General features: G+C 73.2%; 10 protein-coding genes and 1 tRNA gene. 5 read left to right on the top strand and 6 right to left on the bottom strand.

Annotated elements, in window-relative coordinates:
* Positions 1-195: 195 nt before the first annotated feature.
* Positions 196-1,305, bottom strand: coding sequence for an ROK family transcriptional regulator (locus BIU94_RS12390; protein WP_254784811.1), 1,110 nt, complete (start codon positions 1,303-1,305; stop codon positions 196-198).
* Positions 1,306-1,531: 226 nt separating this feature from the next.
* Between BIU94_RS12390 and BIU94_RS12385 the strand changes: the two genes are divergently transcribed.
* A complete protein-coding gene (locus tag BIU94_RS12385; RefSeq protein WP_175472218.1) occupies positions 1,532-3,646 on the top strand; it encodes an acyltransferase family protein in 2,115 nt (704 codons plus the stop codon).
* Positions 3,647-3,675: 29 nt separating this feature from the next.
* A complete protein-coding gene (locus BIU94_RS12380; protein WP_139196031.1) occupies positions 3,676-3,870 on the top strand; it encodes a hypothetical protein in 195 nt (64 codons plus the stop codon).
* On the opposite strand, the gene BIU94_RS12375 is transcribed toward BIU94_RS12380, so the two are convergent.
* The 5 genes from BIU94_RS12375 to BIU94_RS12355 form a co-directional block, all read right to left on the bottom strand.
* Positions 3,857-4,432: a hypothetical protein gene (locus BIU94_RS12375; protein ID WP_071260676.1), complete on the bottom strand. Its 576-nt coding sequence runs from the start codon at positions 4,430-4,432 to the stop codon at positions 3,857-3,859. The two genes, BIU94_RS12380 and BIU94_RS12375, sit on opposite strands and share 14 nt — an antisense overlap.
* 200 nt (positions 4,433-4,632) lie before the next feature.
* Positions 4,633-5,100: a GNAT family N-acetyltransferase gene (locus BIU94_RS12370; RefSeq protein ID WP_071260674.1), complete on the bottom strand. Its 468-nt coding sequence runs from the start codon at positions 5,098-5,100 to the stop codon at positions 4,633-4,635.
* A 73-nt stretch (positions 5,101-5,173) separates the two neighbouring features.
* A tRNA-Arg gene (locus BIU94_RS12365) sits at positions 5,174-5,246 on the bottom strand.
* A 98-nt stretch (positions 5,247-5,344) separates the two neighbouring features.
* Positions 5,345-6,130 carry a dienelactone hydrolase family protein gene (locus tag BIU94_RS12360; protein WP_071261957.1) on the bottom strand — a complete coding sequence of 262 codons (786 nt, stop codon included), beginning with the start codon at positions 6,128-6,130 and terminating at the stop codon, positions 5,345-5,347.
* 54 nt (positions 6,131-6,184) lie between these two features.
* Positions 6,185-7,606: a glucose-6-phosphate dehydrogenase gene (locus tag BIU94_RS12355; RefSeq protein ID WP_071260663.1), complete on the bottom strand. Its 1,422-nt coding sequence runs from the start codon at positions 7,604-7,606 to the stop codon at positions 6,185-6,187.
* A gap of 77 nt (positions 7,607-7,683) precedes the next feature.
* Between BIU94_RS12355 and BIU94_RS12350 the strand changes: the two genes are divergently transcribed.
* The 3 genes from BIU94_RS12350 (at position 7,684) to BIU94_RS12340 (ending at position 12,367) form a co-directional block, all read left to right on the top strand.
* Positions 7,684-8,838, top strand: a complete 1,155-nt coding sequence (locus BIU94_RS12350; RefSeq protein WP_071260661.1) for a Gfo/Idh/MocA family protein — start codon at positions 7,684-7,686, stop codon at positions 8,836-8,838.
* Between the two features lie 97 nt (positions 8,839-8,935).
* On the top strand, positions 8,936-11,305 hold the full coding sequence (locus BIU94_RS12345) for a bifunctional UDP-sugar hydrolase/5'-nucleotidase (RefSeq protein WP_139196389.1): 2,370 nt from the start codon (positions 8,936-8,938) through the stop codon (positions 11,303-11,305).
* A gap of 288 nt (positions 11,306-11,593) precedes the next feature.
* Positions 11,594-12,367, top strand: a complete 774-nt coding sequence (locus tag BIU94_RS12340) for a trimeric intracellular cation channel family protein (RefSeq protein WP_071261955.1) — start codon at positions 11,594-11,596, stop codon at positions 12,365-12,367.
* Positions 12,368-12,534: the final 167 nt, after the last annotated feature.

Here is a 12,534-nt window from a genome sequence, read left to right as displayed (position 1 = left end):
TGCCCTGAGTGTGGCAGCGAGTGTTATTGGCTGCAAGAGTTGAACACAACGCATGCGGCCCGTGACGAAAACGTTATCCGGCGGTCGACGGCCTCGCGCTGGCACGGCGGCGGCGGGCCGTACCGGCGTCGCGGCCCGTCCCGCCGGTCAGCCGCCCGGCTCGGTGCCCGGCTCGGGGCCCGGCGGCCGTGCGGTTCAGCGCACCCGCGTGACGTCGACCGCCTCGATCGCCACGGCCAGCGCCCCCGTGACGGCGGCCTTCTCGCCGAGCTGGCCCTGCACGACGTCCGGGGTGCCGGCGACGTCGACGATGAGCGAGGACTCGAGGGCGTGTCGCATCGGGCCGAGCAGCAGCTCCCCGGCGCGCGCGAACTCCCCGGTGACGACGACCCGCTCCGGGTCGAGGACGTTGCACAGTCCGACCGCCGCCGCACCGATCGCCCGACCGGCGTCGGCGACCGCGCGCATGCAGACCTGGTCGCCGGCCATCGCCCGCACGATGAGGTCCGCGAGCTTCAGCGTCCCCACCTCGTCCCGCACCCCCTCGAGCACGGCCGGCGCCCCCGCCACGGCCTCGAGGCAGCCGCGGTTGCCGCACCGGCAGATGGGACCGTTCGGCACGACCGGGGTGTGCCCGAACTCCCCCGCGATGCCGTGGTGCCCGCGGAACAGGCGCCCGTCGAGCACGAGGCCGGCGCCGATGCCGTTCCCGACGTCGAGCGTCACGACGGTGTCGCGGCCGCGGGCCGCGCCGCTGCGGTGCTCGGCGAGCGCCGCGAGGTTCGCGGAGTTGTCCACCTGCACCGGCTTGTCGAGCCGCCGGGCGAGCGACCGCCCGAGCTCGATCCCGTCCCAGCCCCGCAGGATCCCGCCGCGCGCGGTCATCCCCGTCCTCGCGTCGATCGGGGCGGCGACCGCGAGACCCACCGAGAGGACCTCGTCGACCGAGGACTCGATCGACTCCACCATGTCGAGCACGAGCAGCGCGGTCTTGTCGAGCTCGGCGTCCGCCCGGTGGTCGCGGGCCAGCGGCGTGTGGCGCTCGGCCAGCACGGCGCCGTTCAGGTCGGACAGCGCCAGGCGCAGGTGCCGCGGCGAGACGTGCACCCCGGCGACCAACCCGAGACCGTGCGGCAGCGTGACGCGCAGGGCGCGACGGCCGCTCGACGTGCTCGGCGTGGCGTGCAGTGCGCCGGTCGCGACGAGCTCCTTCACGATGTTCGAGACCGTCGCGGGCGAGAGCCCGGTCACGCCGGCGAGCTCGACCTGCGTCAACCCGCCGTGGCGCTTGACCGCGCTGACCACTCGACCCCGGTTGGCTTCACGCAGTGAAGCTTGGTTCCCCGGACTGCGGCGCGGCTCTGACACGGGGACAGCGTAACGGGCGGCTCCCGACCGCCTGTCCGCCCGGTCGGGAGGCACGGCGGACGTCCGCCACGCCCCACCCGTCCCGCAGGCCGCGGCTCCACTGCGCGGGGCGCGCCGTGCACGCACCTCGCCGTCGTCGCGCCGTCTCGTAGGATCGTCCGCAGTGAGTACTGCAACGCCGGGCGAGCGGGGCCCCGCGCACCGCCAGCGCGACGCGACACGGTGGGACATCCAGGGCCTCCGCGCCGTGGCGGTCGCCGCCGTCGTCGTCTACCACCTGTGGCCGCACGCCCTGCCGGGCGGGTTCGTCGGGGTCGACGTCTTCTTCGTCATCTCGGGGTTCCTCATCACCGGGATCCTGGTGCGCGAGCAGGTCGCGACCGGCACGATCCGGCTCGGACGGTTCTGGTCGCGGCGGGCGAAACGCCTGCTGCCGGCGGCGTTCCTCACCATCCTCGTGACCGGCGGCGTCGTGCTGCTCGCAGTACCGAGCGCGCTCTGGGGCCAGTACGGCCGCGAGCTCATCGCGTCGACCCTGTACGTGCAGAACTGGGTGCTCGCAGCGGACTCCGTCGACTACCTGGCATCAGCCGCCGCACCCTCGCCCTTCCAGCACTTCTGGTCGCTGTCGGTCGAGGAGCAGTTCTACATCGCGTTGCCGCTCCTGCTGCTCGGGCTGGGGGCCGCGGTGCGGGGACGGCTCCGACCGCTCGCCGCCGCCCGGCTCCTGCTCGGCGCGGTCGTCGTCCTGTCGCTCGTGTGCAGTGTCGTCCAGACCCACACGAACCCCGGCGTCGCGTACTTCTCCACCGCGACCCGGGCGTGGGAGTTCGCCCTCGGCGGCCTCGTCGCGACCGTCCACCTGCCCGAGGTGCGCACCCTCGTCGCCCGACGCGTCCGCCTCATCGGAGCCGGCACCGGCGCCGCAGCCGTCGTGCTCTCGCTCGTCGTCATCACGCCGGACACCGCGTTCCCCGGGATCGCGGCGCTGCTGCCGGTGGCCGGGGCGGCCCTCGTGGTGCTGTTCGGCGCCGGCACGGTCGTCGAGTCCGCCGGCGCGCTCGGCCCCGTCGCCTCCACCGGCCGGATCTCGTACGCGCTGTACCTGTGGCACTGGCCGCTCGTGGTGGTCCTGCCCATCCTGCTCGGCCGCCCGCTCGACGGCCTGACGAAGACGGCCGTGCTCGTCGTCGCGGTGGGCCTGGCGACCGCGACGACGCTCTGGTTCGAGGAACCCGTCCGCACCGCCGCCTGGCTCCGCGACCTGCAACCCCTGCGGGTCGTCGCACTCGGCGTCATCTGCACCTTCACCGTCGTCACGCTCGGGGCCTCGACGCTGACCGCCGTGCGCATCCAGCAGGTCCACGCCGCCACCGTCACCGAGCAGGTCACGACCGACAACGAGGACGACGCCGAATCCTGCTTCGGCGCCGCGGCCGCGATCGGCTCGGCCGACCCCTGCGTCGACCCGACGTTGGCCGACGTGCGGGTCCCCGACCCCGCGTCGGCAGCGGACGACGACGCGAACCGCAGCGAGTGCTGGCACGGGACGTTCCGGACCTGCGTGCTCGGCAAGGAGACCGGCTGGTCGAAGCACCTGCTCGTCATCGGCGACTCGCACAGCAACGCCCTCCTCGGTGCGTACGAGAAGATCGCCGACGACAACGGCTGGCGCATCGACCTGGCTGGCACCGGCGGCTGCTACCTGACGACCGCCCAGCAGGACGCCCCCACGCCGGCGACGATGCGCGGCTGCAACAAGTGGAAGCACCAGGCCATCGCCTTCGTCGAGGAGCACCGCGACGCCGACGCCCTCGTCGTCACGCACTCCACCACCCAGCGGCCGGTGAGCCTGCCCGCCGGACGTGCCCGCGACGCCGCCACCCGGAACGGCCTGGTCGACGCGTGGCGCCAGGCGGCCGGCACGGAGCTCCCGGTCATCGCCATCCGCGACAACCCGGTCCCCCGGCCCGACGTCGTCACGTGCGTGAGCCGGATGTCCGGCGACACCGACACGTCGTGCGACCGTCCGCGGGCCGAGGCGCTCGGCCAGACCGACTCGACGGCCGAGGCCGTGCAGGCCTTCCGGGCGGTCGGGGGTCGCGCGGCGATGGTCGACCTGTCCGACCGGTACTGCTCGGACACCTCGTGCCCGGCCGTCGTCGGCGGCGTGCTCGTCTACCGGGACTCGACCCACATCACCGCGACGTGGGCGTCGTCCCTCGAGCCGTACCTGGCGCAGGCGCTGCAGCGTCGGTTGGCCGCCTTCGAGCGCTGACCGGTGCTGCGGTGCGCTACGGTTCCGACGTGGACCAGCAGCAGCGCAGCCCCGATTCCGTCGTCGTCGCCTACCTGGTCGGCATCCCGCTCGCCGTGGCCGGGTTCGCCCTGGTGTTCTCCTCCGACCTGAACGGTCTCGGGGCGGTCGGAGCCGTGGCTGCCGTGTGCGGCGTGCTCCTGGTGTGCACCGGGATGATCGTCAGCGCGATCAGTCGTCGCTGAGGTCCGTCGGCAGGTCGGCACCGAGCTCCTCGGTCCACACGTTGGTGGCGATCTCGTGCATCTCCTCGGCGCCCGCCGCCACGAACCCGTCGGAGACGAGTGCCGTCCGGTGCCCGGAGTCGTCGAGCATGCTCGTCACGACGGACGCATCCTGGACCTCGTCGCCCGACGTCACCGACCAGTTCTCGGCGCTGCCCGCACCGCGGTGCCAGGAGATCAGTGCTGCTCCGCCGCCGTCCGTGGCGGCGATCCAGTACTTCGTCCCGTGCACCGTGGCGACGAGGCGCTGACTGTTCAGGACCATGTCCTCAGGACCCAGGTCGTCGTCGGGCAGGGCGTCGCTCGCGGCGAACGGACGCGACAGCACCGCGAAGTGCTCGGCCGCGACGGACGCGGGGTCGGCGGTCACCTCGACGCTGGTGGCCTTGCGGTGTGCCGCCGGCGACGCGTCGGGCGACGATCCGCCGGACGTGCAGCCGGCCAGGACGATCGTGGCAGCCAGCGCGAGCCCGACCGCGAACGTGGCGGTGACGGTGCGGGTGGGTCGGGTCGTTCGGTTCATGGTTCCCCCTCTTGCGCTGAAGCTAGCAGTTCGCGGCCCGCCGAGGGAAGCACGGCGCATCCCCGGATTCGGGGGGGGTGGGGCGGCCACGCGGCGCCGATGCCGTTCGCACAACCCAAGTGCGTACGCGCCGCGCAGTCGTCCGGTTCGGTTGCACTTCGGTTGTGCGCAGCCCCCGGGCCGCCGCCGCAGCAGCCGCGCTAGCGGTCGCGCCCGGGCACCAGGTCGTACGTCACCCACGGGGTGGCGGCCGCGACCCGGTCGTACACGCGTCGCGCCGTCGCGTTGTCCGCCGAGGTGATCCACCGGACGACGCTGGCTCCCTCGCGCGCGGCGAGGGCACCGGCCTCGTGCAGGAGCGCCGTCGCGACACCGCGGCCACGAGCCGCCGGGTCGGTGAACAGGTCGTCGAGGTACAGGCCGGTGGTCGCCGAGGACGGCCGGGCGAACCGACGGACGTTCGCGAGACCGAGCAGGTCCGAGGAACCGGCGGTGTCGTCCACGGCGACCAGTCCGGTGATGCCGTGCTCCCCCGTCGACACCCAGTGCCAGGTCGTGTCGACCGCCTCGGGGTCGTCGAGCAGGGCGTAGAACGCGCGGTAGCCGGCGTAGAGCGCGGACCAGCGCTCGCGGTCGGCGGCGAGGACGGGGCGGACGGAGACGCTCATCCGACCACCCTACGAGGGGCCGGGAACGCGAACGGCCCCGGCGGAGTCCGCCGGGGCCGTTCGTGATGGGATGTGCGCTCGAAGGGACTCGAACCCCCAACCTTCTGATCCGTAGTCAGATGCTCTATCCATTGAGCTACGAGCGCGTGGCCTTGCGGCCGTGGAAGACTCTACAACAGCTCCGGCCAGGGCGCCAATCGAGGCCGCCTGACCGCCTCCCTCGGCGTGTCGCAGGGCCCCGGGCTCAGAGCGCCGCGGCCTCCTCGTCGAAGACCTCGGCCAGGAACACGCGCAGCGCCTGCCACGAGCGACGGTCCGCCCGCTCCTGGTACTGCGCGCCGTGGTCGGGTGCGTCGGTCCCCGGCACCGCGAACGCGTGCATCGCGCCGGAGTACGTCACGACCTGCCAGTCGACCTCGGGCGCGGTGCGCATCTCGTCCTGCCAGGCGTGCACGGCCTCGTCCGGCACGATCGGGTCCGCCCCGCCGGTCAGCACGAGCAGCTTCGCGCGGACGGCCGACACGTCGGCGGGGTCGTGGGCGATGAGGCCGCCGTGGAAGGAGACCGCACCGACCAGGTCGGCCCCGGTCCGGGCGAGCTCGAGCGCCGTGGAGCCGCCGAAGCAGTAGCCCATCACGACGATGCGCGACGGGTCGACGTCGGGGTCCTGACGCAGCCGTTCGAGGCCGGCGGTCGCACGGGCGCGGAGCAGCGGCAGGTCCTGGTAGAACGACCCGGCGACCTGGCCGGCGGTGTCGTCGCCCGGTCGCACGCCGGCGCCGTAGATGTCCGCACCGAAGGCGACGTAGCCGAGGCGCGCGAGCATGGTGACCCGCGCCTCGACGTGCTCGTTGACGCCGTGCCAGTCGTGCACGACGAGGACGGCCGGGCGGGGCCCGGCGACGGCAGCGTCCTTGGCGAGGACACCGAGCAGGTCGGTGCCCTCGTGGTCGTAGTGGACGGGCTCGACACGGATGTCGGCGCCGGCGGGTTCGGGAACGGTCTGCAGGACGTCGTCGATGGTGGTCACGACACCGACGCTACGCCGACCCCGCCCGACGCCGCCCACTGCCGATCGGTGTCCTCAGCCGTCGATGTTGTCCCAGGCCTCCGGCCCCGCCGACCCCGCCGCGTAGTCGTCGAGCGGGGTCTCCCCCGAGCGCCACGCCTGCAGGTACGGCTCGACGACCTTCCAGCCCTGCACGGCGCTGTCGCCGCGGACGGACAGCGTCGCGTCGCCCTCGAGCACCCCGGCGAGCACCTCGCCGTAGGCGCTCAACCGGCCCGGGTTGAAGGTCGTGTCGAGCGAGGTGTGGTCGATCGTGTACGGGTCGCCGGGGCCGTTCACGTTGAGCTCGAGCTGCATCTCGTCCGGCGCGATCCAGATCCGCAGGCGGTCCGGGTGGGCGACCCCGGTGAGGCCGACCGGCACGTGCGGGGACTCCTTGAAGGTGATGAGGATCTCGCGCCGCTGCTCCGCGAGCGCCTTGCCGGAGCGGAGCGTGAACGGCACGCCCGCCCACCGCCAGTTCGCGATCTCGAGCGTCAGCTGGGCGAGGGTCTCGGTGCCGAGCGACGGGTCGACGCCGTCCTCGTCGACGTACGACGGCAGCTCGCGGTCGCCGACCGTGCCCGCCGTGTACCGGGCGCGCTTGCCGGACGCGACGACGTCGCCGCCCCAGGGCCGGACGGCGCGGAGGACGAGCTCCTTCTGCGTGCGCAGGTCGTCGGCGTCGATCGAGGCCGGTGCCTCCATCGCGACGACGGCCATCACCTGCAGCAGGTGGCTCTGGATCATGTCGGTGAGGGCGCCGGCCTTGTCGTAGTAGCGGGCGCGACCCTCGAGACCGAGGGTCTCGTCGTAGACGATGTCGACGCGCTCGACGTGCTGCGACGACAGCAGCGGTTCGATGATGCGGTTCGCGAACCGGAGCCCGATGAGGTTGAGCACGGTGGACCGGCCGAGGAAGTGGTCGACGCGGTGGATCCGCTCCTCCGGCACGAACGAGTGCAGCAGGTCGTTGAGGTGCTCGGCACTCGCCGCGTCGGTGCCGAACGGCTTCTCGAGCGCCAGCCGGGTGTGCGGGGGCAGGTCGAGGTGGGCGAGCTGCGCACAGCTCTTCTCGGTGACCGCAGGGGGCAGCGCGAAGTAGATCGCCGGGTCGTGGTCGCACGCGTCGAGGAGCGCCCGGAGGTCGTCCTGGTCGGTCACGTCCGCCTTGCGGTAGGTCGACGCGTCCACGACCGCCTGCAGCCGCTCCGACAGCGGCGCCTCGGCGTGCGCGCCCTCGTCCTCCTCGTTCTTCGAGCCCTGCGCGTCGGCGAAGGCGTCGTGCACGAGCTGCTTCCAGTCGTCGTGCGACAGGTCCTCCACCCCGGCGCCGACGAGCTGGACCTCCCAGTCCTCCTTGACGTCCAGCAGGGTGGCGAGGCCCGGCAGGAGCAGGCGCTTGGACAGGTCTCCGCTCGCTCCGAGGATGAGCAGGCTGGTCTGGAGGCTCGACATGCCTCCGACCGTACCCACCGCGCCCGGTGGATGGCCGGGCCGCTACGGTGGTGGACAGTCCGGCGCGAGGGAGCACCATGAGCAGTGGGTACGGGGAGCGACGCCTGCGCGTCGCCGTGGTCGGCACCGGCATGATCGCGGGGGTCCACGCCCGCGCGGCCCGGGCCGCCGGCGCGGAGGTGCTCGGCGTGCTCGGCCGGAACGCCGCCAGGTCCGCGCAGGTCGCGGCGCAGCTCGACCTGCCGCGCGGGTACGCCTCGCTCGACGAGGTCGTCGCCGACGCTCCCGACGTCGTGCACGTCTGCACCCCGAACGACCAGCACCACCCGCAGGCACTCGCCGTGATCGCCGCCGGCATCCACGTGGTGTGCGAGAAGCCCCTGGCGACCGACCCGGCACGGGCCGCCGAGCTGGTCGCGGCGGCGGCCGACGCCGGCGTGGTCGCGACGGTGCCGTTCGTGTACCGCTACCACCCGATGGTCCGCGAGGTCCGGGCGCGGATCGCCGACGGGGAGCTCGGTCGGTTCCTCGCCGTGCACGGGCACTACCTGCAGGACTGGATGCTCGACGAGGACGCGTCGAGCTGGCGCGTCGACCCGACCGCGAGCGGGTCCTCGCGTGCGTTCGCGGACATCGGTTCGCACTGGTGCGACCTGGTGGAGTTCGTCACCGGCGAGCGGTTCACCTCGGTGTCGGCCGTGACCGACGTCGTGTACCCGACCCGGCCGGCCGCCTCGGGGCCCTCGTTCTCCGGGTCGCCGGACCCGGACCCGGTGGCGGACGCGTCGGAGCGGGCCGAGGTCACCACCGAGGACACCGCGGTCGCGACGTTCCGGACCGCCGCCGGACGCATCGGCAACGTGGTCGTGTCGCAGGTGGCCGCCGGGCGGAAGAACCGGCTGTGGTTCGAGGTCGACGGCACCCGTGGTTCGGCGGCCTTCGACCAGGAGCACCCGGAGTCCGCGTGGTTCGGCAACGAGCGCGGTGCGCAGATCGTGGTGCGCGACCCGACGCAGGGGTACCCGGACCAGCGGCGGGTCGCCGTCGTGCCGGCCGGGCACCCGCAGGGGTACCTCGACGCCTTCGCCGCCTTCGTCGCGGACACGTACGCCGCGGTCCGCGGGGAGTCCCCCGACGGCCTGCCGACCTTCGCGGACGGGGCACGTGCCGCGGACGTCGTCGCCGCCGTGGTCGGGTCGGCCGCCAGCGGCTCGTGGCGCGAGGTCACCTGACCAGCAGAACGACGAGTGTTGCCAATGTGAACGTCGTGTGACGAAGCACGTCCGGCCCTGGCGCGTCGCCTGTGCGTCCTCCTAGGTTCTCGTGTCGATGAACCTCCACTCCTCCCCGCGCCGCCGACGGCGCACCGCCAGCGGCGCGGCCTTCGCGACCGCCGGCGTGCTCGTCGCGCTGTCCATCCCGTCCGCCGCCCTCGCCGCCGAGGGTGACACGACGATCGACATCATCGACGTCAACGACTTCCACGGTCGCATCGAGTCCGAGGGCACCGCCGCCGACAAGGCAGCAGGCGCCGCGAAGCTCGCCGCCGTCGTGCAGTCGTGGCGCGAGACCAACCCGAACACGATCTTCGCGAGCGTCGGCGACAACGTCGGCGCCTCGACGTTCACGTCCCTCATCCAGCGGGACGAGCCGACCATCGACGCGCTCAACGCGATGGACCTCGACGTCAGCGCGATCGGCAACCACGAGCTCGACAAGGGCCAGGACGACCTGACCGGCCGCATCGAGGACCGCGCCGAATGGCCGTACATCTCGGCGAACATCGTGCGCGAGGGCACCACGACGCCCGCCTTCCAGCCCTTCGAGGTGGTCGAGAAGGGCGGCGTCAAGGTCGGCTTCATCGGCGCGACGACCGAGGACCTCATCCCCGGGCTCGTCAGCCCGGGCGGGGTCGAGGGGCTCGCGATGGCCCCCGTCGTCAGCCAGGTGAACCGGTACGCCGAGCAGCTGACGGACGGTGTGGACGGGAACGGCGAGGCCGACGTCCTCGTGCTCCTCGTGCACGAGGGCGCCGCGACCGGCGCCCGCGCCGACGCCACCGCCGGTGTCTTCGGCAGGATCACCTCGGGTGTCTCCGAGCGGGTCTCGGCGATCGTCTCGGCCCACACGCACGCCACGTACTCGCACTCGGTCCCCGGCCCCACCGGCGTCGACCGGCCCGTCATCCAGACCGGTTCGTACGGCGTGAACTACGGCCACCTGCAGCTCACCGTCGGTGCGGACAAGCAGCTGACCGGCATCACCGCGGACGTGCGGTCCGTGAACGGTGACACCCGTGTCCCCGCGGACCGGACCTCGGTCGACGAGGTGACCGGCATCGTCACCGCCGCCAAGGCCTTCGCCGACGTCGAGGGCGCGAAGCCGCTCGGCACGATCACGGGCGACATCCGCCGCGCCGTGCAGTCGGACCGCACCACCGAGAACCGTGGCGGCGAGTCGACGCTCGGCAACAACATCGCCGAGGTCCAGCGCACCGCGACCGCCCGGAACGGCTCGCAGGTCGCCTTCATGAACCCGGGCGGTCTCCGCACCGACCTGCTCTACGCCTCGACCGGCCCCTCCGACCCGGACGGCACCGTCACCTACAAGGAGGCCGCGCTCGTCCAGCCGTTCGCGAACACCCTCGTGACCGAGGACATGACCGGACAGCAGATCAAGGACGCCCTCGAGCAGCAGTGGCAGCCGGACGGCCTGCCGCGGCCGTTCCTGAAGCTCGGTATCTCGCAGGGCTTCGCCTACACGTACGACCCCGCCCGCGGGCGGGGCGAGCGCATCACGGGCATGTCCCTCGACGGCGAGCCGATCGCCCTCGACGACACGCTCAAGGTGACGGTGAACTCGTTCCTGTCGACCGGTGGCGACAACTTCGGGGCCTTCGCGAAGGGCGCGAACATCGCCGACTCCGGTCAGGTCGACCTGCAGGCGCAGGTGGACTACTTCGAGCAGCAGGACGTCGTCGCTCCGCCCACGGACCAGAACGCCGTCGGTGCCACGATCTCCCCGGCCCCGGCCGGTGGGTTCCAGCCCGGTGACGACGTCGAGATCGCGCTGTCGTCCCTCGTGTTCAGCAGCGACGACCCCACCGCCGCCGGTTCGGTCACGGTCGCCGCGGGCGACGGTCCGGTGCTCGCCTCGGCCGCGATCGACGCGACGATCACCGACAACTCCGACGAACAGGGCCACGCGACCCTCACGTTCGAGGTGCCGACCGTCGAGACCCCGGCGGCGACCCGGGCGGACGCGACCTCGGCGCGGGCCGTCGAGACGGTCGACGCGCCGCTCGTGGTGACCCTGCCGCAGGGCCAGCGGGTGACGCTCGCGGCGACGATCCCGGTCGCCGCACCGGTCGAGCCGACCGACCCGACGGACCCGACCGACCCGGGCACCCCGGGCGACGGCGAGACCGCCGGCGACGGCGTCCCCGGTGACGGCGAGACCCCGGACGACGGCGGCCAGGCGCTGCCCGGCGGCGGGAACGGCACCGACGACGGTGCCGGCACCGGCACCGACGGCGACCCGTCGGACGCCGACCCGGCCGGCGGCGACCTCGCGTACACGGGTGCGGAACTCGCCGTCCCGGCCGTGGCTGCCGGACTGCTCCTGCTCGCCGGCGTCGCCGCGCTGGTGGCCGTCCGCCGGAAGCGCGCACGGCGTGACGCGACGGTCCTGACGGACTGACACCGCGCCTCCTGGCCGAACGGGCCGTCCCACCACGGTGGGGCGGCCCGTCCCGTCGTACCGGCCGCTGTCCGGTCGTCGCCATCCGGTGGGTGTCCACCGATCGGCGGGGTACTCTCAGGGCTGTCGCATCGCGACGCGTCGCGCCGGGTCGCCTCTCATGTCGGCGGTGGTTCCGTTCGACGAGACCCCGCGGCGCGGGTGTCCTCCGTCTCCAGGGAAACGACGGAGGACACCCACTCTCGGCACCGGCCCGCCGGTCGGGCGAACTGCGGTTTGATGGTCCTCATGAACCTGCTGTCCGTCGAGGGCCTGGCGTCGGTCACGAACGTGCTCGACCTGGCCGGCGTCTTCGCGTCCGCGCTGCTCGGCGGGTCGATCGCGCGGGCGATGGACTTCGACCTGTTCGGGTTCCTCGTCGTCGGGTTCGTCTCCGGACTCGGCGGCGGCATGCTGCGCGACACCCTGCTGCAGAACGGGCCGCCCGTCGCGCTCGTCGACCCGCTGTACGTGCCGGTCGCCGTCGCCGGGGCCCTCATCGCCTTCCTCGTGTCGTTCTCCGAGCTCACCTGGGACCGGCTGTTCACCGTGCTCGACGCCGCCGTCATCGGGTTCTGGGCCGTCGTGGGTGTGCAGCGCACGTACGACGCCGGACTCGACTGGCCCGCCGCGATCATCATGGGGACCATCACCGCGGTCGGTGGCGGCGCGATGCGCGACCTGCTGCTCCGCCGCGTGCCCGCGGTGTTCGGCGGGAACGCCCTGTACGCCACGGTGGCCGTCGCCGCCTCGGCCGTGATGGTGATCGCGTCGGCGCTGGGCTCGCCCACCATCGGCATCGTCGCCGCGATCGCGCTCTCCCTGGGGCTGCGGTGGAGCGCGGTGCGCCGTGGGTGGGGGCTGCCGAACGGCCGCGAGTGGCAGCCCAAGTCGACGCTCGGGTCCCTGCTGCGCCGCGGGCGGAGCCTGCGCCCCGACGCCCTGCGGCTGCTCCGCCGCCCGGGTCGCCGCAGCGGCGCGGGCAGCGTCCGCAGCGAGCACGACCACGCCGCCGACGACTGAGGGCTGCGCCGCGCAGGGCATCGGGCGTACGATCGATCCCGCCGGGTATCGTCCCGGCTCAGCGTCCGCCTGCACCGACGTGACCCGAATGCGCCGGTTCCAGCAGACGCGAGAGGGCTTCGCTGGTGCCGCGCGAGATCAGGCGCGCGGCTCGGCAGGTCCCACCC

It is taken from the genome of Curtobacterium sp. MMLR14_006 (assembly GCF_001864985.1).
In the GTDB taxonomy this organism is placed as follows: domain Bacteria; phylum Actinomycetota; class Actinomycetes; order Actinomycetales; family Microbacteriaceae; genus Curtobacterium.
This window is presented reverse-complemented; position numbering and strand designations above follow the sequence as displayed.

What these genes read in the sequence shown, in the direction of transcription:
- BIU94_RS12375 (WP_071260676.1), bottom strand. Translation starts at nt 4,432, where the DNA reads ATGAACCGAACGACCCGACCCACCCGCACCGTCACCGCCACGTTCGCG.
- BIU94_RS12370 (WP_071260674.1), bottom strand. Translation starts at nt 5,100, where the DNA reads ATGAGCGTCTCCGTCCGCCCCGTCCTCGCCGCCGACCGCGAGCGCTGG.
- BIU94_RS12355 (WP_071260663.1), bottom strand. Translation starts at nt 7,606, where the DNA reads ATGTCGAGCCTCCAGACCAGCCTGCTCATCCTCGGAGCGAGCGGAGAC.
- BIU94_RS12350 (WP_071260661.1), top strand. Translation starts at nt 7,684, where the DNA reads ATGAGCAGTGGGTACGGGGAGCGACGCCTGCGCGTCGCCGTGGTCGGC.
- BIU94_RS12345 (WP_139196389.1), top strand. Translation starts at nt 8,936, where the DNA reads ATGAACCTCCACTCCTCCCCGCGCCGCCGACGGCGCACCGCCAGCGGC.
- BIU94_RS12340 (WP_071261955.1), top strand. Translation starts at nt 11,594, where the DNA reads ATGAACCTGCTGTCCGTCGAGGGCCTGGCGTCGGTCACGAACGTGCTC.